Here is a 23168-nt window from a genome sequence, read left to right on the forward strand (position 1 = left end):
GATGAGTCCGCCCGCCGCCGACACTCTCGAGTCGCTCGCCATTACCCGCCTCAAGGGCGTTGGCCCGCGGGCCGCCGAGCGGCTCGCGCGGCTCGGCCTGATCACCCTGGAAGACGTGCTGTTCCACCTTCCGTTCCGCTACGAAGACCGCACCCGCATTACGCCAATCGGCGCTCTGCGCCCGGAACAGGGGGTGGTGATCGAGGGCGAGGTGATGGCCGCCGACGTGGTGTTCGGCAAGCGGCGCTCGCTGCTGTGCAAAGTGGCGGACGGCACCGGCCTGGTGGCACTACGCTTCTATCACTTCAGTGCGGCGCAGAAGAACAGCCTGGAGAAAGGCCGGGCGATCCGCGTCTATGGCGAACCGCGCCCCGGCGCCGCCGGCCTGGAATTCTACCACCCGGAATACCAGACCGGCCCGGACCTGCCGCCGCTGGAGCGGGCACTGACGCCGGTGTATCCGACCACCGAAGGGGTCAGCCAGAAACTGCTGCGCAACCTGGCCGGCCAGGCGCTGCACTGGTTGCAAGGCCATCCCCCCGAGGAGTTGATCCCCCCTGCCCTGCTTGATCAGAGCGGCCTGCCCGGCCTGGCGGCGGCCCTGACCAAATTGCATCACCCGCAGCCGGATGGTCCGGTGGATCTGCTGCTCGACGGCCAGCACCCGGCGGTGAAACGGCTGGTGATGGAAGAAATGGTCGCCCACCAACTCGGCATGCTGACCAAACGGGCCGGCCAGAAAGCGCTGGCGGCGCCGCCGTTGCGCGGCGACACCCTGCCCCGCCGGCTGCTTGAGAACCTGCCGTTTACGCTGACCGGCGCCCAGCAGCGGGTGATTGGCGAGATCCGCGCCGATCTGGCCCGCCGCCATCCGGCGTTGCGGTTGATCCAGGGCGACGTCGGCTCCGGCAAAACACTGGTGGCCGCCTGCGCGGCCCTGATCGCCATCGAAGCCGGCCACCAGGTGGCGCTGATGGCGCCCACCGAACTGCTCGCCGAGCAGCACCTGGCCAACTTCCGCCACTGGCTGGCGTCGCTGGGCATCGATGTGCACTGGCTGGCCGGCGGCATGGGCGCCAAGGCGCGCCGCGATACCCTGGCCGCCCTCGCGGACGGCCACGGCGCCATGGTGGTGGGCACCCACGCCCTGTTCCAGGAGGCGGTGCGCTTCCAGCGCCTGGGGCTGATCGTCATCGACGAACAACACCGCTTCGGCGTGCAGCAGCGCCTGGCTCTGCGCGAGAAAGGCCGTTTCGGCAATCAGGTGCCGCACCAGCTCACCCTCACCGCCACGCCGATTCCTCGCACCCTGGCGATGAGCGTGTACGGCGACCTGGACACCTCGGCGATTGATGAAATGCCGCCCGGCCGCAAGCCGATTCAGACCCTGGCATTGCCGGTGTCGCGGCGCGATCAGGTGGTGGAACGCATCCGCGCCGCCTGCCGCGACGGCACCCAGGCCTATTGGGTGTGCACCCTGATCGAGGAATCCGACGAGCTGCAGGCGGAGGCCGCCGAGGCCACGTTCGAGACCCTCAAGCAGGCGCTGCCGGAACTCACCATTGAACTGGTGCACGGCCGCCTGAAGGGCCGCGAAAAGGCCGAACGGATGGCGCGCTTCGCCAGCGGCGCGGCGCAATTGCTGGTGGCCACCACGGTGATCGAAGTGGGGGTGGACGTGCCCAACGCCAGCCTCATGGTGATGGAAAACGCCGAGCGTCTGGGCCTGGCGCAGTTGCACCAGTTGCGGGGCCGGGTCGGGCGAGGCAGCGCCCAGAGTTATTGTCTGTTGTTGTATCAGACACCGTTGTCGCAGACCGCGCGCCGGCGCCTGGCGGTGATGCGCGAGACCACCGACGGCTTCGTGATCGCCGAGGAAGACCTGAAATTACGCGGCCCGGGGGAATGGCTGGGCACCCGACAAACCGGCGAGCTGGCGTTCCGGATCGCTGACCTGGTGCGCGATGAGGCCCTGATGAGCCCGGCCCGCGCGGTCGGTGAATCGTTATTGAAGAGTTACCCGGATCGGGTCGAGCGGTTGCTGCGCCGCTGGCTGCGTGGCGGCGAGGATTTCGCCGACGTGTGAGGGTGGTGCGTCGCGGCCAGCCTTTATTGATCCTGCGCCGGAGTGGGCGCGGTCAGTTCACGCCAAGCCTGCCTGGTGGCATCCCAGGCGTTGCCAAAACGCACCTTGGCGGCGTCCCAGTTGTCGGCGCTGGCGTCTTGCAGGCGTTGGTAATCCGCTTGCAGTTCGGCGCGCTGCTCCTTGAGGTTGGCGAGTGCCTGCTGTTTCTTCAGGCGGGTTTCCTGGGAGAGTTCCTTCCAACCGTCATTAATGCTGTCCGAGGCGTCATCAATGCGGGCATCGAGCCGCTCCAGGCCGTTGCGCGCCGCCTGCATCGCCTGCTCTTTCTGCTCGGCACTGTACTGGCGGATATCCTCCATGGTGTCGCGCTGTTGCGCCTGCACATTTTCCTGGTCGGGCTGCTTGATGTTGGGAACGCCTTCGGTGGCGTCCTGCGCCCAGCTGGACGACGTGGTGGCAAGCATAAAGGTGGCGGCCACAAGCAGGGAATGTCGCATTGGGGGAGTCTCCGGTTTTTTGTTCGGCAACAAAAGTGTGCGCCCTCTCCTTTGATATGGGTGAAAAATCCTGAAAAACAAGCCTGCTCAACGGCTGTGGCGAAAGCGGTCCGGGCTGACGCCGTACCAACGCTTAAAGGCCTTGCCAAAATTACTGGCATCGGAAAAACCCAACCGCTGCGCCACCACCGCCAGCGGCGCATCGCTGCGCCGCAGCAGCTCGGCGGCGCTCTCGGCGCGCTGCTCTTCAAGCAACTGCCGGTAGCCGCTGCCGGCCTGATCCAGCCGGCGGCGCAGGGAACGTTCACTCATGCGCACCGCTTGCGCCAGCTCCCCCAGCGAGGGCGGCGCTTGCGGGCGGGCACGCAATAAATCGCGCAGGGTACGCACCAGCGGCGGCGTGTGGTCGAGTTCGGCCAGCGCCTGCTCGGCCAGCCGCACATGCTGATCGGACAGGCGCGCGTCCCCCAAGGGCAGCGGCTCATGCATTCTGTGGCGCTGGTGCCAGATGACGTCCACCTCGGCAGCGAACTCCGGCTGCGCGCCGAGAACGCACCGCCACGGGCCGATGTCCGCCGGCGCCGGCCGCGACAGAGCCACTGAAATCACCGGGCTGGGCCGGGCAACCCGCCGCAAACTGACCACATGGGCGGCAATAAACGCATCCAGGGCACAGGGGTGTATCGGCGCGTCCGGCAGCGTCTGGATCGCCAGGCCCACGGCATCGGGCCGGTGGTATTGTGACGTGGTCACGCCGGTTGAGATCAGTGCCTGGAAGCGCACCGTGAACGCCAGCAGATGGGCAAGATCCGGGGCGGTCTGCAGCAGCAGCCCCATCACCCGCAGGTTCATCGGATGGGCGCGCTGCCCCACCCACAAGCCAATGGCCGGGTCACCGCTGATTCGTTCCGCGATCCGCCACAGGTGGGTCATGGCGGCGGTGTCCACCCGGCCGCCGGGGTTGGCGCGCAACGTGGCCGCGCTCAGCCCCGCCTCGGCCAGCGCCGCGACGGCATCCAGGCCGCGCTCTTCAAGCAGATCGATCAGCGCCAGCGGCCAGGCCGCCACGGTGGTCGCAACAAACGGCTTATTGGCCACCACCGACCGCCCGCTGGCCGTTTGCCACCTTGGCGCCATGACCGCACCCGCCTAGCCTTGCCAGCAATAACGAATCAGGACAACACACCATGCGATACCTTTTTGTTTTTCTGGCTTTCATGATCGCCGGTTGCGGTGATCAGACCGACACCGGCGCCCCCAAACCCCTGGCGCCGGACGCCCTGCGCGAACACAGCCAGGAGTTCAAAAAAGGCGTGGTCCGCGTTACCGACGGTGTCTATGTGGCCATCGGCTACGGCCTCGCCAACTCCATTATGCTGGAAGGCGATGACGGCATCATCATCGTGGACACCATGGAGACCGTGGAAGAAGGCCGCCAGGTGCTGGCGGAATTTCGCAACATCACCGACAAACCGGTGACCGCCATCATCTATACCCACAATCACACCGACCATGTGTTCGGTGCCCGCGCCTTCGCCGAGCCCGGCGCCGTGCCCGTGTACGCCCACAGCAGCACCAGTTATTACATCAACCGGGTGGTCAACCAGATCCGGCCGATCATTACCGCGCGCTCGATGCGCATGTTCGGGCATCACCTGCCCGACGGCGAGCTGATCAACGACGGCATTGGCCCCAAACTGGGCGTCAACGAAGACAGCACCCTGTTCGCGTTGCCGCCGGATCACACCTTCGACGACCGGATGGAAGTCACCATCGCCGGCGTGCGCCTGCAACTGGTGCATGCCCCCGGCGAAACCGAAGACCAGCTGTTCGTCTGGCTGCCGGACAAGAAAGTGCTGCTCAGCGGCGACAACCTGTATCGCGCCTTTCCCAATCTCTACACCATTCGCGGCACCTACTACCGCGACGTGCAGAAGTGGATTCACAGCCTCGACCTGATGCGCGCGCTGGACGCCGAATACATGGTGCCCAGCCATACCCGTCCGCTCAGCGGCCACGAGCACATCGAGCGCACCCTCACCGACTACCGGGACGCGATCCAGTTCGTGCACGATCAGACCCTGCGCTATATGAACCAGGGCCTGACGCCGGACCAGATCGTCGAACGCGTGCACCTGCCCGCCCATCTGGCGAACAACCCCTGGCTGCAGGAGTTCTACGGCAAGGTATCCTGGTCGGTGCGCTCGGTGTTCGAAGGTTACCTGGGCTGGTTCGACGGCAACCCGAGCACCCTGCAGCCGTTGCCCGAATTGCAACAGGCACGCAATCTGGCGGAACTGGCCGGCGGCGCCGACGCCCTGCTCGACAAGGCGCGCGCGGCGCTTGATGAAGGCCGCGCGCAATGGGCACTGTCGCTCAGCGACGCCCTGCTGCTGCTGAAACCCGACCAACAGGCGGTCAAGGATCTGCGCGCCAGCGCCCTGCGCACGCTGGCCACCGCCGAGGCCAACCCGCCGGCGCGCAATTACTACTTCACCGCCGCCCGGGAAGTGGCCGATGGCCTGAAACCGGGCTTTCGCACCCACCCGCCGGAGGGCTTTCTCGCCACCCTGCCGGTGGGCAATTTCCTGCGCGCCATGCCGGCCTTCCTGAAAGCGGAAGAGACTCTGGACGTGCACCAGAAGCTGGGCTTTCACTTCCGCGACAGCAACCGGGATTTCACCCTGGAAATCCGCCGCGGCGTGGCGGTGGTGCTGGACGGCCTGGCGGCGGACACGGTGGCGGTGATCGACACCACCGAACCGACCTGGAAGGCGATCGCCGCCGGCGAACGCAACGCCGCCGCCGCGCTGGCCGGCGACGACCTGGACATTCGCGGCGGCAAGCTCGACGCCCTGCGGATTCTCGGCTACTTCGAAAAGGTCGAGTGACAACACGCCGCCGGCGGCTTTGCATGGTCCCGCGAATACAGGCACGCTTAAGCGACCTCAGACCAGGCCGCCAAGGAACGAGCCCATGCGTTTATCCCTTTTCACCGCCCTGGCCCTGCTGCTGGCCCTGGCCGGTTGCGACAACGGCAACGACAACGCCGACAAGGCGCCCCAGGCGCCGGCGCAAAGCGAGCAGAGCGAATCTTCCCACCAGCCACCGGCCAGCCCTGCCCCGCCGCAGGCCAGGCTGGAAGGCAAGTCGGAAACGCTGCAGCGTCAGCCCGACCAATGCCAGAGCAAAGAGTGCCCCAAGGTCGATATCGATCTTGAGGTCTACGCCCAGCAAGACGCCCTGAACCAGGCAGTGCGCGCGCAACTGATTCGCCAACTGGCCGGCAACGGCAAGGACGACGGCAGCCAGGCCACGTCGCTGGAGGCGGTGGCCGCCGGCTTTATCGCCGATGCCGCCAATCTGCCCGACCAGGGCGCCAACGGCTGGGAGCTGACCGGCGAAACCGGCCTGCTCGACCAGCGCGGTTCGCTCGCCACCATCAAGATCGACAGTTACGAATTCACCGGCGGCGCCCATGGCATGCCCGCCACGCACTGGCTCAACTGGGACCTGGCCGCCAATCAACGTGTCCGCCTCGCCGATGTCATTGAGCCCGGCCAGCAGGACGCGTTCTGGGCGCTCGCTGAACAGGCCCACGACCAATGGCTGAAGGACGAAGCGGACGCCGACGATGACTTCCGCAAGGCGTGGCCGTTTCAGAAAACCAGTGACTTCCGGATCACCGACGACGGCATCGTGCTTTTATACGGCGCCTACACCATCGGCCCTTATGTGATGGGCATGCCGGAACTGACCCTGCCGCGTGAGCAGCTCAGCGGCATCGTGAAAGAGCGCTACCTGAGCGCCGACAAACCGTCCTGAGAGCGCGCATCAGCCCGATGATTCCCGACACAGCTGCAGCCAGCGCTCCACCCCCGGGCTGCGGTGTTTTTGCCGGTGCAGCACAAAATAAAACTGGCGGCTGAAATCCCGCTCCGGCACGGCCAGTGGCACCAGGGAGCCGCGCCGAAACGCCTCGCGCAACGACACCCGGGACAGGCAACTGATGCCCAACCCGGTTTCCACCGCCCGCTTGATCGCCTCGGTATGCTCCAGCTCCAGCAAAAGATTGAGGCTGGGCAGCAGGCCGTGCATGGCACGCTCGAAGGTTTGCCGGGTACCCGAGCCCGGCTCACGGACGATCCAGGTGGCGGCGCGCAGATCGTGATCGTCCAAGGTTTTCTTGGCCGCCAGCGGATGATCCGGCGCGCAGAACACCACCAGCTCATCATCGCGCCAGGGCAGCAGATCCAGGTCCGGGTGATTGATCTCGCCTTCGATCAGGCCCACGTCCAGGTCGAAGCCCAGCACCCGCTCGACAATGGCGCTGGTATTGGCCACTTCCAGTTTGACGCGCGCGTCCGGCTGCTCGGCCATATAGCGCGCCATGATGCTCACCGCCAGATAGTTGCCAATGGTAAGGGTCGCCCCCACCTTGATCGGACCCAGGTCGTGATGGGAGAGCAGGCTGACCTGCAACTCCAGCGCCTGCCCGAGCAGCGCTTCCGCCCGGGGCCAAAGCTGGCGGCCCAGCTCGTTCAAACGCAGGCGTTTGCCGGCGCGCTCGAACAGCTTGATGCCAAACTGGCTTTCCAGTTCCTTGAGCGCGCCGGAGGCGGCGGACTGGGACATACTCAGGTGCTCCGCCGCCCGGCTCACGTTTTCAAAATGGGCGGTGGCGAGAAACACTTCCAATTGGCGAAGGGTGTAGCGCATCGTTATCACCATAATCGATATCAAATATCGGAACATCCCATTTTACCGATATGAGAGAAACGGTTACATTCTCACCAATTGGAGAATTTTGGAATAAAGGCGCATTAGCTTATGTCTAATTTGAATACTGAAACCGTGACCAGTGTCCGTCATTGGAACGACACGCTGTTCAGCTTCACCACCAGTCGGGACCCCGGTTTCCGCTTCAAAAACGGCCATTTCACCATGATCGGCCTGGAGCAGGACGGCGGCCGGCCGCTGCTGCGCGCTTATTCCATCGCCAGCGCCAACTATGAGGAAGAGCTGGAATTCTTCAGCATCAAGGTGCCGGACGGCCCGCTTACCTCACAGCTGCAGAAAATCCAGCCCGGCGACAAAATTTATGTCAGCCGCAAGCCCACCGGCACCCTGGTGGCGGATCATCTGCTGCCTGGCAAACGCCTGTGGCTGCTCTCCACGGGCACCGGCCTGGCACCGTTCCTGAGCATCATCAAGGACCCGGAAGTCTACGAAAAATTCGATCAGGTGATTCTCACCCATGGGGTGCGCTACACCAACGAGCTGGCGTACCGCGACATCATCGAAAGCGAACTGCCCGATAACGAGTTCTTCGGCGAACTGATCCGCGACAAGCTGCTTTATTACCCCACGGTCACCCGCGAGCCGTTCCGCAATCAAGGCCGGCTGACCGACCTGATGAATGATGGCAAAATCTTCGACGATCTGGGCGTCCCCAAACCCAATCTGGAAGAAGACCGCTTTATGCTCTGCGGCAGCCCGGCCATGCTCAAGGATCTCACCGAGATTCTGGATGGCTGGGGATTCCGCGAATCCCGTGGCGGCCACATCCATGAGTACGTGATTGAACGGGCCTTCGTCGAGAAGTAACGGTAAAGCGTTCCGAACAAGGCCCCAAAAAGAAAAGCCACGCACCTTTCGGCGCGTGGCTTTCTTTATGGTTTTTCAGAATAAATAGAAATTTCAGTGGCCGGCACGGGCCGCGTCGCGCAGTGCTTTGACCTGATCGTGGTTGCGCAAAACACCCTGATACTGACGCTCCACCACCGCGCGCACATCGGCCGGCAGCTCGTTCTCCAGCGCCTTCTGATAACTCTTCTTGGCCACATCTTCGCCGCGTTCGCATTCATTGAGAATCGCTTCGTCGCTCTTGCCTGTCACCATCGACTTGAGGTCCACCCAGCGGCGGTGCAGTTCACCGGCCATGCTGGAGTGCTTCTCCGGATCGCCACCGCGGTCACGCACCATGCCTTGCAGCTCGGCGGCCGCCTGAGCACACTCCTCGGCGCGCTGGGCAAAGCTGGATTTCAACTTCGGATCCTTCAGGTCCTCGGCGCAAACACGAAACCCTTTCTCACCGTCTTTACTGGTTTCGATGAGATCATTCAGTACGGACACTACGTCATCGCTGCTCATTGGAAAACTCCTTTTCCGGTACACAAAACGTCACATCAACCTTGCCGCCGTCGTTCGACTTTGGCGAGCCGATGTGGAGCTACCACATTGCGATCTCAAGGCATAAAACCAAAGCGTCAAGCGACAAGATTTACGTCATTTTTTTCACGATAGTTTTTTGCTTTGGCGGAAAAACCTGGAATTGCGAAAAGCGAAGAGGGCGTCGCCATCGTCAAGCGCGTCTCATCCCACGGATAAACCCGCCAACCCACGCAGCCTGAGCCCCGATTCTTGCACGGCGGCGTTCACTCTGTATGGTGAGGCCTGAGTTTCCCGTCAGGACCCCCGATGCGCCCTCAATCCATCGCCATTATCGGTGCCGGCACCGCCGGGCTGGCCAGCGCCCGCCTGTTGGCCGGGCAACACCACGATGTCACCCTGTTTGAACGGGCCGAAGAACTCAAACCGGTGGGCGCAGGGCTGCTATTGCAGCCTTCCGGGCTGGCGGCGCTCGATGACATGGGCCTGGGCGGCGACATGCGTCGCTATGGCCAGCCGATTCACGGGCTCTATGGCCACACACGCCAGGGCCGCGTCATCATGCGCACCGAATACCGTCACTTGGCCGCGAATCTGCAGGGCCTGGGCGTGCACCGGGCCAGCCTCTGCCATGTGCTGGCGGACGGCCTGACCCACCTGCCGGTGCGGCTGTGCATGGGCAGCGAGATCAGCGCCGTCGGCCACGACGCCAGCGGTGCCTGGCTGCAACACGAAGGCGCCGACCGGCATTATTTCGACGCGGTGCTGGTGGCGAACGGCAGCCACAGCCGCCTGCGGCCGCCCGCCTGGGTGCGTTACGACCGGCTCTATCCGTGGGGCGCCATGTGGGCGATCGTACCCACCGACCACGATGACCAGGGCCTGCGCCAATGCTATGACGGCGCGCACACCATGGCCGGGCTGCTGCCCACCGGGCTGACCCCGAACGGGTCGTCACAGCGCTTACTGAGTGTGTTCTGGAGCCTGCCGGTGAGCAGCATGGCCTCCTGGCAGGCGTCGGACTTCGATTTCCCCGCCTGGAAGCACAGCGCCGCCAGCTTGTGGCCAGCCCTGGAAGGGGCGCTGGCCAGCGTTGAGCACGAGCACATGCTGTCGGCCACCTATCGGGACGTGATCATGCGCCGCTGGGGCGACGGCCGGCTGGGCTTTCTCGGCGACGCCGCCCACGCCATGAGCCCGCAACTGGGGCAGGGCGCGAACATGGCCCTGCTGGACGCCCAGGCCCTGGCCCGGGCGGTGGCGGCAAACCAGGATTGGCGCGCGGTCTGGCGGGATTTCCATCGCGCCCGGGCGCCGTCGATACGTTTCTATCAGAGCATGAGTCGCTGGCTGACGCCGGTGTTCCAATCCCACGGCACGCTGGCGCCCCGCCTGCGCGACGTTCTGTTCCCGCTGATGGATCGCGTACCCTGGCTGCGCCGCGAGATGGCCCGCACCGTGGCGGGCCTGAAAAGCGGACTGCTGCGCTAAGGAACCTCTGAATAACTCCCCGGGTGCGCTTCGCGGCAAACGGTTATCCTGTGCACAAACCATAACGCCGCTCACAAGATGCGCGATCGCCCCGGCCCGCGCCGGCGTCTTCACAGGGGGAGCATGTGACCCACACTCAGAGCCAGCCGGGAACCCTGAAGCACATCACTTTCTGGCCGGCGTTGATCGCCATGTTATCAGCGCTGACGTTGATCGCCGTGGATCAGGCGCGCTTCGTGCAAATCACCGCCGCGCTGAACGCGCTGTTGATTGACCGTCTGTCTTTTTTGTTTTTGTATACCGCCCTCGGCCTGTTGCTGCTGTGCGTGGTGGTGTTTTTCTCACCGCTGGGCGGGGTCCGTATCGGCGGCGAAGGGGCGACCCGCATCTATTCACCGTTTCGCTGGTTCTCGGTGTCGCTGACCGCCGTGATCGCCATGGGCATTCTGTTCTGGGCGGTGGCGGAGCCGGTGGTGCATTTTCATGAGCCGCCCGGTTTCTCCGGGGCGCGCCCGGGCGGCGACGCGGCCTTGCACTTTGCTTTGTCCACCGTGTTCGTGCATTGGACACTGGCTCCGTACGCCATCTACACCGTGACCGCTTTGACCTTCGCACTGGGTTTCCACAATCGCGGCTACGATTTTTCCGTGGACGCCCTGTTGCGGCCCCTGTTCGGCGATCGTCTCGGCGGTCGCACCGGCGAGCTGGTGGATGCGCTGGTGTTGTTTTCCGTGGTGGTCGGCATGTCGGCGGTGCTCAGCGGCGGCCTGTTGTTGATCGGCGACGGCCTGCGGGTGCTGTTTGGCCAGCCCAAGTCGCCGCTGGTTTACGCTCTGATCTCCACGTTTATCGTCGGCGCCGCGCTGCTCTCCGCCAGCAGCGGACTGCGCGGCGGCATTCAGCTGCTGGCGCGCCTCAATACCGTGCTGTTTATCGCGCTGCTGATTTATCTTCTGGCGGTGGGCCCCGGCGCCTTCATCCTGCGGTTGGGCGGGGAATCACTGGGCGACTATCTGGGCGATTTTTTCGCGCGCCACCTGATGAGCCACGAACCCGCCACCAGTCGGTGGTCCGGCTGGTGGACCACCGCCTTTTTTGCCAGCTGGTTCGCCTGGGCGCCGCTGTCCTGCCTGTTTCTTGGAAAAATCGCGCGGGGCTACACCGTGCGCCAGTTTGTTCTGGTGAATCTGCTGCTGCCCTCGCTGTTCAGCGTGGTCTGGTTTTCCACGTTCGGCGCATCGGCGCTTTTTTATGACGTTCAGGATCATGGCGCGCTGTACCAGATTTACAAAACCGAAGGGCTGGCGGCGATGGCATATCAGCTTTTCAGCTACCTTCCGGGTAGTTTTCTGCTTGGCCTGTTCTTTATCTTCGCCTGCCTGATTTCTTTCATTACCGCCGCTGATTCCAACACCGATGTGATTGGCGGTCTGTGTACACGGGCGGTGACCGCCGGCGAAATGAATTCGCCTTTCGCGATCAAGTTTTTGTGGGCGTTGGTGATCGGCGCGGTGGGGTGGGGCAGTGCCACTTATCTGGGCGTGGACGGCATAAAAATGCTGGCCAATCTGGCCGGCGTGCCCGGGCTGTTCATCGTGCTGGGCAGCGCCGGCGGGTTGATTCTGATGATGCTGCAAACGCGCCGGCTTAAGCGGTGAACGGCGGAGCGCTTCCGCCATGCACCCTTCAGACGTTATTTTTTGGGAAACTTCAGTTCCACGGTCTGCACATTGGCGTCGGCCGCCGGTGGCGCTGCGTCCAGGTCGCGGACCATGCCGCAGGCAATACACTCCATCCAGACATTATCCTGCTCTTCACAGCGCTGGATTTTGTCGATGGCGCCACAGGCCGGGCAGGTGGCGCCGGCGATAAACTGCCGTTTGCTCATGCCGGCTCCTGAGCGATGCCGCTGTGGCGCAGCAGCGGTTCGACGCTGGGCTCGCGGCCACGAAACGCCTTGAACAATTCCATCGGCTCTTCGCTGCCGCCACGGGCGAGAATCTTGGCGCGAAAGTCGCGCCCGGTTTCCCCGTTAAAGGGCCCCTCCTCTTCGAAGCGGGAATAGGCGTCGCTGGACAGCACTTCCGCCCATTTGTAACTGTAGTAACCGGCGGCGTAGCCGCCCGCGAAGATGTGGCCAAAGCCATTCTGGAAGCGATTGAACGATGGTGGTTTGACCACCGCCACCTGTTCACGCACTTCGTCGAGCACGCCTTGAATATCAAGGCCGGGCTGGTATTCGGCGTGCAAGCGCATGTCGAACAAAGACAGCTCAAGCTGACGCATCATGCCCATGGCGCTTTGGAAATTTTTCGCCGCCAGCATTTTTTCCAGGGTTTCCTTGGGCAGCGGCTCGCCGGTTTCGTAATGGCCGGAAATCAGCGCCAGGCCTTCTTCGGTCCAGCACCAGTTTTCCAGAAACTGGCTGGGCAATTCCACCGCGTCCCAGGCCACCCCGTTGATGCCGGATATGCCGGCCACTTCCTGCTCGGTGAGCATATGGTGCAAGCCGTGGCCAAACTCGTGGAACAGCGTGACCACTTCATCGTGGGTCAACAATCCGGGCTTACCCCCGGCCGGCGGCGCGAAGTTGCAGGTGAGATAGGCCACCGGGGTTTGCAGTGAGCCGTCCAACCGGCGGCGGCGCAGGCGGGCGTCGTCCATCCAGGCGCCACCCCGTTTGCCGGTGCGTGCGTACATGTCCAGATAGAACGCGGCGCGTACGCCACCGTCGTCGTCAATCAACTCATAAAAGCGCACGTCCGGGTGCCAGAGCGCCACATCGTCACGCTGGCGGAAGCGGATGCCAAACAAGGTGCCGACCACGGAGAACATGCCCGCGATCACTTTCTCCGCGGGGAACCAGGGCCGCAGAGCCTCGTCGGACAAATCATAGCGGGCCTCGCGCAACCGCTCGCTCCAATAGCCCAGGTCCCAGGGCTGCAATTCGCCGGCCCCCTGTTCGGCGGCGAACGCGCGCAACGCTTGCAGTTCCTGCTCGGCCTGGGGGCGGGCGCGGCGTGCCAGGTCGTTGAGGAATGTCATCACCTCGTCCACATCACGGGCCATCTTGGTGGCCAGGGACTCTTCCGCATAGTTGTTAAAACCAAGCAGCAGAGCCTGTTCATGACGCAGGCGGAGAATTTCGTTCATCACGTCGGCGTTGTCGTATTCACCGGCTTGCGGACCCTGGTCCGAGGCGCGGGTGGTGAAGGCGCGATACATTTCTTCGCGCAGTGCCCGGTTGGTGGCGTGGCTCATGACCGCGAAATAGACCGGGAAATCCAGGGTCAGCAGCCAGCCCTCCAAGCCCTCGGCGGCGGCCCGGTCAGCGGTGCCGGCCAGAGCCGTGTCCGGCAGGCCATCCAGTTCGGCAACGTCGGTGACGTGCTTTTTCCAGGCCTGGGTGGCGTCCAGCAGATTGTTCTCAAAACGGGTGGTCAGCTCGGAGAGCTGCTTGGCGTTTTCCATGTATTGCCGCTTCCGCCTGTCCGGCAGGGCCACGCCAGACAGGCGGAAGTCGCGCAGCGTGTTGTCGATGTCCTTGCGCTGGGCCGGCGTCAAGCGGGCGAATTCCTCGCTGTCGTGCAACGTCTGGTAGGCGTCGAACAGGGCACTGTTCTGACCCACCTCGGTGCCGTACTCGCTGAGCAGCGGCAGGCAGCCATTGTAGGCTTCGCGCAGCACCTCGTTCTGGGCCACCGCGTTGAGATGACCGACCGGACCGAACGCTTTACTCAGACGGTCGTCTTCCTCCGCCAGGGCCATCTCCAGGGCCCGGTAACTGAAATCCCGCGCCGCCAGAACGTCGTGAATACGCTGCCGACCCGCCGCCACCAGTTCCTCCACCGCCGGCTTCACGTGCTCCGGACGAATGTCGGCGAAGGGGGGCAGATCAGGATAATCAATCAGGGGATTGTTGGTCATGGTCAATCGCGGTTAAACCGCTCCTGCAATGGGTTTAAATCTCAGAGCTCAAAACATGGGGATTCGACGCCGCCGAAACAAGGGAACTCAGGGCACCGCGGGGCTCCGTTGCGGCGGGATCTCCCTTCCATGGCGAGCACGGTGGAAGAGGGGGCGCCGGGGGAAGCGGCGCCGACAAAAATCTCAGAGTGCCCACATAAAAGACATATTGCCAAAGCTGAGCGGGTCACTGTCGCGGATCGGCGACGTGGAGTTCTGGACCGTCATGGTGAAACTGAAACCATCGGTGTGCAGGCCAAACCCGGCCACGGCGGTGCCAATGTAATCACGCGCTTGCACATCGTAATCGTCACCCTTGCGCTCAATGTAGGAGTAGCCCACATATTGACCGGAGAGGCCGACGAATACCTCCCAGCCAAAGCCGGGGTTGTCGAACAGACCGACCAGGGAGCCGGCGGTGCCGATGCCGGCGTAATCGGGAATGAAGTTGCCGGGAAGATTGCAGCCGAAGCGCACGAAGCCGCCGGCCTGGGCGTTGCCGTCGAAGTTATTGGCGTCCACGCCCCAGGCATAGCCCAGTTCGGTCTGATAGCCGCCGTCGCTGGTGTGCCGGAACAGCCGGTGGGCGTTGATAAAGTAGGCCCCGCCGATCAGATCCTGCCCGAGCTGGTTGTCCCAGCCTTCCGGCTCGTTGGAGCCGGTGATGCGGTGCACGATCTTCTGACTTTCCTCGGCGCCGGAATCCGGGCCGACTATCCCGATTCGCACGCCATACCCGTACAGGCTGTCGGCGTCCCAGCTGAACAGCCCCAGTTCCAGGTTGGTGTAGCCCACGTAGGGCAAGTCGTTGTAATCCGGGGTTTCACGCTTGATGTCGTTGGGCGTGATCATGATCTGCTCCAGGCTCACCGTGAACGCGTGGCGCTCGCTGGCGGCGGAAATCCCGGGCAGAGGATCAAGCAGCCGGGCGGTGCCGCAGGTCAGGCCGCTCTCGCTCTCACACTGGGTGTGTCCTTCGTCCACCCAGCTGAATCGCACCCCATTGGTGTAGTTCTTATCCTGTCCCAGAAAAACATCGTTATCCCAGGAAAACCCCAGGGTATCGGCTTGAGCATATGGCCCGGCAAGCACCCCGAACATCAAGGCGGCAAGATAGAGGAACCTCATAGATCTCTCCCACGACACAACAACATACAGATCTCCCCCGAGAGGCGGTCCGTGACGGCGGAATCGCCCAAAACAAAAAATCAGCGGCGTGACTCGCGGAGCGCGTAAGGCGTTGGAACCTGAACAGGGCAGGACAAGAGAACGAGGCCACCCCCGTGGGCTCGATAAGATCGTTCCGCGAACGCCGATTATTCTCCATGCATATCGGGGGCCACCGCCAGCGTCGCGCGATAAAGTTTGTAAAACCGACGCGGGCGCCCGGTGGTCAACGCGAAGGAGAGCGCAGAGCGCTCAGCACCGGGCCGGTGTGGGGCCGCCGGCCCCGCCAGATCCGGTATGCCTGCGCCGCCTGTTCCACCAGCATGCCCAGGCCATCACGGATCTCACCGGCGCCCTGTTGCCGGGCCCAGATCATGAATGGCGTGGCTTGCGCGCCGTAGACCATATCGTAGGCATGCGCGCCGGGGGCGATTAAACCCGGTGGCAACGCCGGCATTTCCCCGTGCAACCCAGCGGACACCGCATTAATGACAACGTCGAACCGCCCTTGCACCTGCTCCAGGGCACAGCCGCGCACCGCGATGGCGGCGCCGCCGAAGCGCTCGGCCAGTGCCCGCGCTTTGTCCAGGGTGCGGTTGCCGATCACCACATCGGCGGGGCGCTCGGCGAGCAGCGGGCCAAGCACGCCGCGCACCGCGCCGCCGGCGCCCAGAATCAGCAGCCGTTGCCCGGCCAGCGGCCAGCCCAGGTTATCACGCAGGTCGGCCACCAGGCCCGGGCCATCGGTGTTGTCGCCGTGCAGCTCGCCCTGCTCGCGCCATAGGGTGTTCACCGCGCCGGCCTGGCGGGCCCGCTCGGTGAGCCGGTCGCACAGCGCGAACGCCTGCTCCTTGAAGGGCACGGTGACATTGGCGCCGCGCCCGCCGCTATCGAAGAACCCGGCCACCGCCTCGGCGAAGCCGTCCAGGGGTGCCTCGATACGCTCATAGACCAGATCGTCGCCGGTCTGGGCGGCAAACGCATGGTGGATGTCCGGCGAACGGGAATGGCGCACCGGGTTGCCGAACACCGCGTAACGATCAGTCATCAAGCCACTCCCGGTGAATCAGGAATTCCTCATGGAGGCGCGCTTCTTCGCTGCCCGGCTGGGGTTGCCGGTGGTAATCCCAGCGGACCAGCGGCGGCAGGGACATCAGGATCGATTCGGTGCGCCCGCCGGACTGCAAACCAAACAGCGTGCCCCGATCATAGACCAGGTTGAACTCCACATAACGGCCGCGACGGTAAAGCTGGAAGTCGCGCTCGCGTTCACCGTAGGGCAGCGCCTTGCGCGCGGCCATGATCGGCCGGTAGGCGCGAATGAACGCGTCACCGACACTGCGCATAAAGGCAAAGCTCTGCTCGAAGCCGAGGCGGTTGAAGTCGTCGAAGAACAGGCCACCCACCCCGCGGGGCTCGTTGCGGTGCTTGATAAAGAAATAATCGTCGCACCATTTTTTGAACTCGGGATAGAGCTCCGCGCCGAACGGTTGGCAGGCGTCACGGGCCGCCCGGTGCCAGGCTCGCGCGTCGTCTTCGAAACCGTAGTAGGGGGTCAGATCAAAGCCACCGCCGAACCACCAGACCGGCGCTTCGCCGTCTTTCTCGGCAATAAAGAAACGCACGTTGGCGTGGCTGGTGGGCACGTAGGGATTGCGCGGGTGAATCACCAGGGAAACGCCCATCGCCTGGAACGAGCGGCCAGCCAGCTCCGGGCGGTGGGCGGTGGCGGACGCCGGCATGCGCTCACCGAACACATGGGAAAAATTGACCCCGCCTTTTTCGATCACCGCGCCGTCCGCCAGCACCCGGCTGCGGCCGCCGCCGCCTTCGGCTCGCTGCCAGGCGTCTTCGACGAAGCGGCCAGTGCCGTCTTCGCTCTCCAATTCCGCGCAAATCCGCTCCTGGAGATCCAACAGGTATTTCTTAACCGCCTGCGGCGCTGTCTCACTCATATTGGCAACCTTGCCCGTGTCGGCAGCCGGTCAATCGCGTACCACGCGCCCGCTGTCCAGATCGATGATGGTGGAGGGCTTACCCCCGCCGGTGTCGCCGTTGACGACGAAATCCAGTTCGCCGCCCAGCCGGCGCGCCACATTGAACGCGTTGCGCGCCGGCGGCTCGCCGGCGCGGTTGGCGCTGGTCGAGACGATCGGCGTGCCCACCGCCGATGCCAGTGCCCGGGCGATGCCGTGCCCACTCACCCTGACCGCCACCTGGTCGTGGTGGCCGGTAATCCAGGCCGGCACCGAGGGCAGGGCGGGCAGCAGATAGGTCACCGGCCCCGGCCAGCGAGCCGCCAGCTCGGCCCGCTCGGCCTCACTGAGCCGCACCAGGCCCTCTAGCTGCCGCAAGTCGGCGGCCACCAGAATCAGCCCTTTCTCCGCCGGCCGCCGTTTGATCTTCAGCAGCCGCCGCACCGCCTGTTCGTTGAACGGGTCGCAACCCAACCCGTAGACGGTCTCGGTGGGGTAAGCGACAACGCCGCCGGCCTGAATGATACGGGCGGCACTCTGCAGATGCTGATTCATGATCGCTCCGGCGCTCGGCGCAGGGAACGGGCCAGCGCCTGGCGGGCCCGGTCAGGGGTGGCATTGAGCGCCCCACGGGCGCACAGCGCGGAAGGTACCCAAGCGCTGGGCGTCAGGCAAGCCCGGAGCGGCGCGCGTAACCGCCGGCCAGGCGCTCCACGCGGCCCTCCAGCTCCAGTTCGGCGAGCTGATCGGCAAGCTGCGCCGCCGACAATCCGGAGCGCACCTGCAGAGCATCCAGGTTATTGACGCCACCGGTAAAGTGTTTCAGCAAGGCGGGCTCATCGGCCAGCGCCGGGCTGTCGTCGATCAAGCGCTGGAAATCGCCGAACGCGCGCAGCAGATCGTCAACGTTCTCCAGCCAGTTGGCGCCGTCGCGCAGCAGCCGGTGGCAGCCCCGGCTCAGCGGATTGTGGATCGAACCGGGGATCGCGAACACCTCCCGGCCTTGCTCGGCGGCGGTGCGCGCGGTGATCAGTGAGCCGCTTCTCAACGCGGCCTCCACCACCAGGGTGGCGAGGCTCAAGCCACTGATGATGCGATTGCGCTGCGGGAAGTGCTCGCGGCGCGGACGACTGCCGGGCGCGAATTCGGTGACCAGCGCGCCGCCACCCTCGACGATGGCATCGGCCAGGCCACCGTGGCGGGGCGGGTAAATGCGATCCGGACCGCCGCCCAGCACCGCCACGGTGGCGCCGGCACCGGCCAGCGCACCCCGGTGGGCGGCGCCATCCACGCCCAGGGCCAGGCCACTGGTGATCACGAACCCGGCGCCGGCCAGGGTGCGCGCGAACCGAAACGCGTTGTCCAGGCCGTCCGCCGACGCGCCACGGGCACCGACCATGGCCAGTTGCGGCCGGCTCAGCGCGGCCACCTCGCCGCGCACCGCCAATACCCCCGGCGCGTCGGGCAAATCGCTCAGCAAGGGCGGATAGTCGGCATCGCCAAGCGCCAGCCATCGCCAGCCCTGGCGCCGCAGGGTGTCATGCGCCTCGCTCAGGCGGCCGGGTTCCAGCAAAACGGTGGCGTCCCGGCCGGCCGGCAGATGGCGCCGGTATTCGCCGATCGGCAGGGTGCCGGGGGGATGGTCCCGCAGCACCCGGCCGAGCCGGGCGGAATCGGGCGTGAAGGCGGCGCACAGGGCCAGCCTGAGAAGTGAATCGTCCATCGCGCACCTCCTTGTGCGGTGGTCATCGGTAACGTTGACCGGTTCAGTAACTGCCGGCCGGGCTCTCCACCAGATCGTTCATGTGCACCGGCCGTGTCGAGGTCATCACCAGTGCATAGCTGACCTTCTCGAACACCTTGAACAGCACCAGGGTGCCCGCTTTGGTGCGGGGCAGGCGGACCATTTCGTCGCGTTGACGATCACGCACCAGTTCGCCTTCCTGATAGATCTCCAGCACGTGGCCGGGTTCCATGCCCTCGCGCTCGCCCCGGTTGATCACCACCACCTCGTTGCGGGCGACGCTGTTGATGCGATCGAAGAAGCGGATAATCCGGCCGGTGACTTTGTCGTTCGGGGCATGCGGGTAGAGCACCGCGCGCACCTTGCCGTCCGGGCGGGAGAACAGCCGGTCATCGACGCGCACGTCCTCCGAGGAGCGCACCAGTTCCAGGGTGGCCATGTCCTCTTCGTGGTCCTGCACGCTGGCCAGCGCCACCTGGCGGGCCTCGTAGCCGAGCACCTCGTCGGTGTTCGGATCGACGTATTCCTCGCCCACCCGATACAGCCCGTAACGGCGCTCAATCTGCTCCCAGAGGGTCACCGGATCGCGCGCATAGATGGTGTCACCCATGCCGTACACGACCCGGCCATCTTGCCCACCGACCACATAGGGCGCCTGAGCGATGTCATCACGCTCCACCACCAGACCTTCCTTGAGATAGCTCTGGATGGCGCTCATCGGGATCGCCGGAATGGCGTCTTCGCGATCCAGCTCACGCACCCTCGGTGTCAGCTTGACGGTGCCGTCGGCGAGCCGGGTCTTGGCGGCCTCGCCCCGGTTCACGGTCAGCCGTGGCTGGCCATTCACCCAGGAAAGGCGGATTTCGTCGCCGGGATAGATCAGATGCGGGTTGTCGATGCCCGGGTTATCGTGCCAGAGTTCCGGCCATTGCCAGGGGTTCTCCAGAAAACGGCCACTGATATCCCACAGGGTATCGCCCTTTTTCACGTAGTAGACGTCGGGATGGTTATCGCGCAAATCGACCGCCGCCAGCGCGCCCCCCGCCACCAGCAGACATATCCCCACGACCAGGATTCGCTGCAGCGATTTCATCATCAGCGGATTCCTTTTATCATTATAGGCGTTCGCACATGCGCAAACGCGCCCCCAGATCGAACACAGTCGTTACTGGATATTAGCAACGTGATCATATATTTAGCAACCAAAGCTAAGATGCTACTCCAGGTCGAGCGGCTGCAAAAAACCGTCCCGTCTGAAAGGCATTAACCCAGGATTCACATGGCAAAGCTGGAAATACTGGAATTCCCGGACCCCCGGTTACGCACCGTAGCAAAACCGGTGGAGACCGTGGATGACGCGCTTCGCAAACTGATCGACGACATGATCGAAACCATGTACGACGCCCAGGGCATCGGGCTGGCCGCCAGCCAGGTCGATGTGCACCAGCGGCTGCTGGTGATCGATGTCTCCGAGGAGCGCAACCAGCCGCTGGTCTTTATCAACCCGCGCATCACACCGCTGACCGGCGATCTGGCCCCCTACGAAGAGGGCTGCCTGTCGGTGCCGGGCTTTTATGAGAAAGTGGAACGGCCGGCGCGGGTGCGCATCGAGGCGCTGGGCCGCGACGGCGAACCCTTCGAAATGGAAGCGGACGGCCTGCTCGCCACCTGCATTCAGCACGAGATCGACCACCTCGACGGCAAGCTGTTCGTCGACTATGTGTCCCGGCTGAAACGGGACCGGATCAAGAAAAAGCTGCAGAAAGTGCAGCGTCAACGCGTCTGAGGCCCCCTTTTGCAACCTTTGCGTCTTGCCTTCGCCGGTACGCCGGATTTCGCCGCTGTCAGCCTGCAAGCCCTGCTTGAGACCGACCACCAGGTGGTGGCGGTGCTCACCCAGCCCGATCGCGGCGCTGGCCGTGGCAAAAAAATCACGCCCGGCCCGGTGAAACAGCTCGCCCTGGACCACGGCATCCCGGTGCTGCAACCCAGCCACCTCAAGGGCGACGACACTCTCGCCGAGTTGCGTGCGCTGGAGCTGGATGCCCTGATCGTGGTCGCCTATGGCCTGATCATTCCACAGGCGGTGCTCGATCTGCCCCGGCTGGCGTGCGTCAACGTGCATGGCTCGCTGCTGCCACGCTGGCGCGGCGCGGCGCCGATTCAACGGGCGATCATGGCCGGCGACGGTGAAAGCGGCACCACCATCATGAAAATGGACGCCGGCCTGGATACCGGCCCGATGCTGTTGCACGAAACGCTGCCCATCGGCGAGCACGAAACCGGTGGCCAACTGCACGACCGCCTCGCCAGCCAGGGGGCGCGCTTGCTGAGCCGTGTTCTGGAAGACCTGCCCGGCCATCTGGCCGGCGCCGAGACCCAGCCGGAGCAGGGCGTCACCTACGCCCACAAACTGAGCAAGCACGAAGCGCGGCTGGATTTTCGCCTGCCCGGGCGGGCCCTGGTGTGCCGGGTGCGCGCTTTTAACCCCTGGCCGGTCACCTGGACCGAACTGGCCGGCCAGACCGTGCGCGTCTGGGAGGCACGCGAGCATCGCGCCGACGACCAGCCCGGCGAGCAAGAGCCGGGCCGTATTCTCACCGTCAGCGACGCTGGCATCACAGTGGCCTGCGGCGATGGCGAGATTCTGCTGACCCACATCCAATTGCCCGGCAAGCGGCCCATGAGCGTGGCCGACGTACGCCGTGGCCACCCGGACCTGTTTCAACCGGGGGCCGCCCTTGTCTAACGAACCCAAGGCCCTGGACCCGCGCCTGGCGGCGGTGCGCGTGCTCAACCGGGTGTTGCCCGGCAGCGGCGACGGCGCCAGCCTGCGCGAAGTACTGCGTGCCCAACCCCTTGAGGGCGGCCAGGCCGGTGGTCTGATGCGCGATCTGTGCTTCGGTGTCTGCCGCCACCTGCGGCCCCTCAATCAATGGCTCAACGAGCAACTGCAAAAGCCCCTGCAAGCCAGCGCCCAACCGGTACGGCTGGCGTTGCTGTGCGGTCTTTATGAGCTGTGGTTCAGCGAGCGCCCCGCCCACGCGGTGGTCAACGCCTACCCGGAGCTGTGCCGTGGCCTGCAGGCGCCCTGGGCCAGCGGCCTGGTGAACGCGCTGCTGCGCAAGGCCAGCCGCTTGACCGCCGAGCAGGCGTTCGCCGACTACAAGGAACCGGTGCGGCTGGCGCTGCCCGGCTGGCTGTGGAAACAATGGCAACAGGACTGGCCCGACCAGGCCACGGCCATCGGCGAGGCCAGCCTGGCGCCGCCGCCGTTCGGCTTGCGCGTGAACCGGCTCCGCCTGACTCGCGAACACGCGCTGGCGACGCTGGGGGAGGGCGCTCGCGCCGGAACGCTGGCGCCGTGGAGCCTGTATCTGAGCCCACCGCGACCGGTGGCGGCGTTGCCCGGCTTCGAGCAAGGCGATTTCTCGGTGCAGGACGAAGCCGCCCAATTGCCGGCGGAGTATCTGCACGTGCCCGATCAGGGCCGGGTGCTGGACGCCTGCGCCGCCCCCGGCGGCAAGACCGGCCAGATTCTCGAAGCCTGGCCCGGCGCCCGCGTGACCGCCCTGGATCTCTCCGGCGCCCGCCTGGCGCGGGTGGCGCAGAACCTGACCCGCCTCGGCGCCGGCGCCGAACTGGTGCGCGGCGACGTCACCGACCCGGCCGGCTGGTGGGATGGCGAGCCGTTTGATGCCATTTTGCTCGATGCGCCCTGTTCCGCCACCGGTATTCTGCGCCGGCAACCGGACGTGAAGTGGCACCGGCGCCGCGAAGACCTGCCGGTACTGGCGGATTTACAAGCGCGCATGCTGGATGCACTATGGCCGCTGCTACGGCCCGGGGGCACTCTGGTGTACGCGACCTGCTCGATGATCCGGGCGGAAAACGACCAGCAGATCACGGCGTTCCTGGCCCGCACCGGCGACGCCGTGGACGAAACGCCGCGCCCGGCGGACGCGCCGGCGGTCTCCGCGGGCTGGCAGTTACTGCCCGAAGACAACGGGCCCGACGGTTTTTATCTGGCCTGCCTGCGCAAGCGGGAGGCGACAGCATAACGGGGTGAC

Annotated in this window: 21 protein-coding genes; 9 read left to right on the forward strand and 12 right to left on the reverse strand. The window is 64.8% G+C overall.

Translation table 11 applies throughout. The features are described 5' to 3' along the window. The first annotated feature begins 1 nt into the window (after window position 1). Complete coding sequence (gene recG / locus CGS25_RS00295) at window positions 2-2086, forward strand: ATP-dependent DNA helicase RecG (protein WP_101674188.1); 2085 nt, start codon at window positions 2-4, stop codon at window positions 2084-2086. 23 nt (window positions 2087-2109) lie between these two features. Here the strand turns inward: recG and CGS25_RS00300 are convergent, their stop codons facing one another. Together CGS25_RS00300 and CGS25_RS00305 are read right to left on the reverse strand one after the other, a co-directional pair. After that, the gene (locus CGS25_RS00300; RefSeq protein WP_101674189.1) at window positions 2110-2583 is read right to left on the reverse strand and encodes a sll1863 family stress response protein; all 474 of its coding nucleotides are present in this window, start codon (window positions 2581-2583) and stop codon (window positions 2110-2112) included. Between the two features lie 87 nt (window positions 2584-2670). Further along, the gene (locus CGS25_RS00305; protein ID WP_101674190.1) at window positions 2671-3720 is read right to left on the reverse strand and encodes an AraC family transcriptional regulator; all 1050 of its coding nucleotides are present in this window, start codon (window positions 3718-3720) and stop codon (window positions 2671-2673) included. Window positions 3721-3770: 50 nt separating this feature from the next. On the opposite strand from CGS25_RS00305, the gene CGS25_RS00310 reads away from it, so the two are divergent. Further along, entirely contained in the window at window positions 3771-5474 is a 1704-nt protein-coding gene (locus tag CGS25_RS00310) for an alkyl sulfatase dimerization domain-containing protein (RefSeq protein WP_101674191.1), read from the forward strand. An 85-nt stretch (window positions 5475-5559) separates the two neighbouring features. Then, on the forward strand, window positions 5560-6408 hold the full coding sequence (locus CGS25_RS00315; protein WP_101674192.1) for an RsiV family protein: 849 nt from the start codon (window positions 5560-5562) through the stop codon (window positions 6406-6408). Window positions 6409-6417: 9 nt separating this feature from the next. Here CGS25_RS00315 and CGS25_RS00320 read toward each other — a convergent pair whose 3' ends face one another. Further along, window positions 6418-7302 carry a LysR family transcriptional regulator gene (locus tag CGS25_RS00320; protein ID WP_089033994.1) on the reverse strand — a complete coding sequence of 295 codons (885 nt, stop codon included), beginning with the start codon at window positions 7300-7302 and terminating at the stop codon, window positions 6418-6420. Window positions 7303-7413: 111 nt separating this feature from the next. Between CGS25_RS00320 and CGS25_RS00325 the strand changes: the two genes are divergently transcribed. Next, on the forward strand, window positions 7414-8190 hold the full coding sequence (locus tag CGS25_RS00325; RefSeq protein WP_089033993.1) for a ferredoxin--NADP reductase: 777 nt from the start codon (window positions 7414-7416) through the stop codon (window positions 8188-8190). Between the two features lie 93 nt (window positions 8191-8283). Here the strand turns inward: CGS25_RS00325 and CGS25_RS00330 are convergent, their stop codons facing one another. Continuing rightward, entirely contained in the window at window positions 8284-8736 is a 453-nt protein-coding gene (locus CGS25_RS00330; RefSeq protein WP_101674193.1) for a PA2169 family four-helix-bundle protein, read from the reverse strand. Window positions 8737-9063: 327 nt separating this feature from the next. On the opposite strand from CGS25_RS00330, the gene CGS25_RS00335 reads away from it, so the two are divergent. Both CGS25_RS00335 and CGS25_RS00340 read left to right on the forward strand, forming a co-directional pair. Next, window positions 9064-10245 carry an FAD-dependent oxidoreductase gene (locus CGS25_RS00335; RefSeq protein WP_101674194.1) on the forward strand — a complete coding sequence of 394 codons (1182 nt, stop codon included), beginning with the start codon at window positions 9064-9066 and terminating at the stop codon, window positions 10243-10245. A gap of 125 nt (window positions 10246-10370) precedes the next feature. Further along, window positions 10371-11903 carry a BCCT family transporter gene (locus CGS25_RS00340; RefSeq protein ID WP_232802171.1) on the forward strand — a complete coding sequence of 511 codons (1533 nt, stop codon included), beginning with the start codon at window positions 10371-10373 and terminating at the stop codon, window positions 11901-11903. Between the two features lie 35 nt (window positions 11904-11938). On the opposite strand, the gene CGS25_RS00345 is transcribed toward CGS25_RS00340, so the two are convergent. The 8 genes from CGS25_RS00345 to CGS25_RS00380 form a co-directional block, all read right to left on the reverse strand. After that, window positions 11939-12133: a YheV family putative metal-binding protein gene (locus CGS25_RS00345; RefSeq protein ID WP_089033990.1), complete on the reverse strand. Its 195-nt coding sequence runs from the start codon at window positions 12131-12133 to the stop codon at window positions 11939-11941. Continuing rightward, window positions 12130-14172: an oligopeptidase A gene (gene prlC, locus CGS25_RS00350; RefSeq protein WP_101674195.1), complete on the reverse strand. Its 2043-nt coding sequence runs from the start codon at window positions 14170-14172 to the stop codon at window positions 12130-12132. Before prlC ends, CGS25_RS00345 begins: the two co-directional genes overlap by 4 nt. 183 nt (window positions 14173-14355) lie before the next feature. Then, window positions 14356-15339 (reverse strand): lipid A deacylase LpxR family protein, encoded by a 984-nt coding sequence (locus CGS25_RS00355; RefSeq protein WP_101674196.1) that lies wholly within the window; start codon window positions 15337-15339, stop codon window positions 14356-14358. Window positions 15340-15604: 265 nt separating this feature from the next. Further along, a complete protein-coding gene (gene aroE, locus CGS25_RS00360) occupies window positions 15605-16426 on the reverse strand; it encodes a shikimate dehydrogenase (protein ID WP_101674197.1) in 822 nt (273 codons plus the stop codon). Beyond that, window positions 16419-17333, reverse strand: coding sequence for an oxygen-dependent coproporphyrinogen oxidase (hemF, locus tag CGS25_RS00365; RefSeq protein WP_089033986.1), 915 nt, complete (start codon window positions 17331-17333; stop codon window positions 16419-16421). Before hemF ends, aroE begins: the two co-directional genes overlap by 8 nt. Before the next feature lie 30 nt (window positions 17334-17363). Continuing rightward, window positions 17364-17909, reverse strand: coding sequence for an L-threonylcarbamoyladenylate synthase (locus CGS25_RS00370; RefSeq protein ID WP_101674198.1), 546 nt, complete (start codon window positions 17907-17909; stop codon window positions 17364-17366). 112 nt (window positions 17910-18021) lie between these two features. After that, window positions 18022-19077 (reverse strand): DNA-processing protein DprA, encoded by a 1056-nt coding sequence (gene dprA, locus CGS25_RS00375; protein WP_101674199.1) that lies wholly within the window; start codon window positions 19075-19077, stop codon window positions 18022-18024. Window positions 19078-19120: 43 nt separating this feature from the next. Further along, window positions 19121-20194 (reverse strand): LysM peptidoglycan-binding domain-containing protein, encoded by a 1074-nt coding sequence (locus tag CGS25_RS00380; protein ID WP_198588655.1) that lies wholly within the window; start codon window positions 20192-20194, stop codon window positions 19121-19123. A 183-nt stretch (window positions 20195-20377) separates the two neighbouring features. Here CGS25_RS00380 and def point away from each other — a divergent pair, with 183 nt between their 5' ends. From def to rsmB, 3 genes are read left to right on the forward strand one after another with little or no spacing between them, the layout of a single operon-like run. Continuing rightward, the gene (def, locus tag CGS25_RS00385) at window positions 20378-20884 is read left to right on the forward strand and encodes a peptide deformylase (protein ID WP_089033982.1); all 507 of its coding nucleotides are present in this window, start codon (window positions 20378-20380) and stop codon (window positions 20882-20884) included. A 9-nt stretch (window positions 20885-20893) separates the two neighbouring features. Beyond that, window positions 20894-21847 (forward strand): methionyl-tRNA formyltransferase, encoded by a 954-nt coding sequence (fmt, locus tag CGS25_RS00390; RefSeq protein WP_101674201.1) that lies wholly within the window; start codon window positions 20894-20896, stop codon window positions 21845-21847. Then, complete coding sequence (rsmB, locus tag CGS25_RS00395; protein WP_232802172.1) at window positions 21840-23159, forward strand: 16S rRNA (cytosine(967)-C(5))-methyltransferase RsmB; 1320 nt, start codon at window positions 21840-21842, stop codon at window positions 23157-23159. The genes fmt and rsmB overlap by 8 nt, the downstream gene beginning before the upstream one ends. The last annotated feature ends 9 nt before the right edge of the window (window positions 23160-23168 follow it).

Source organism: Alloalcanivorax mobilis, from assembly GCF_002864685.1.
Classification (GTDB): domain Bacteria; phylum Pseudomonadota; class Gammaproteobacteria; order Pseudomonadales; family Alcanivoracaceae; genus Alloalcanivorax; species Alloalcanivorax mobilis.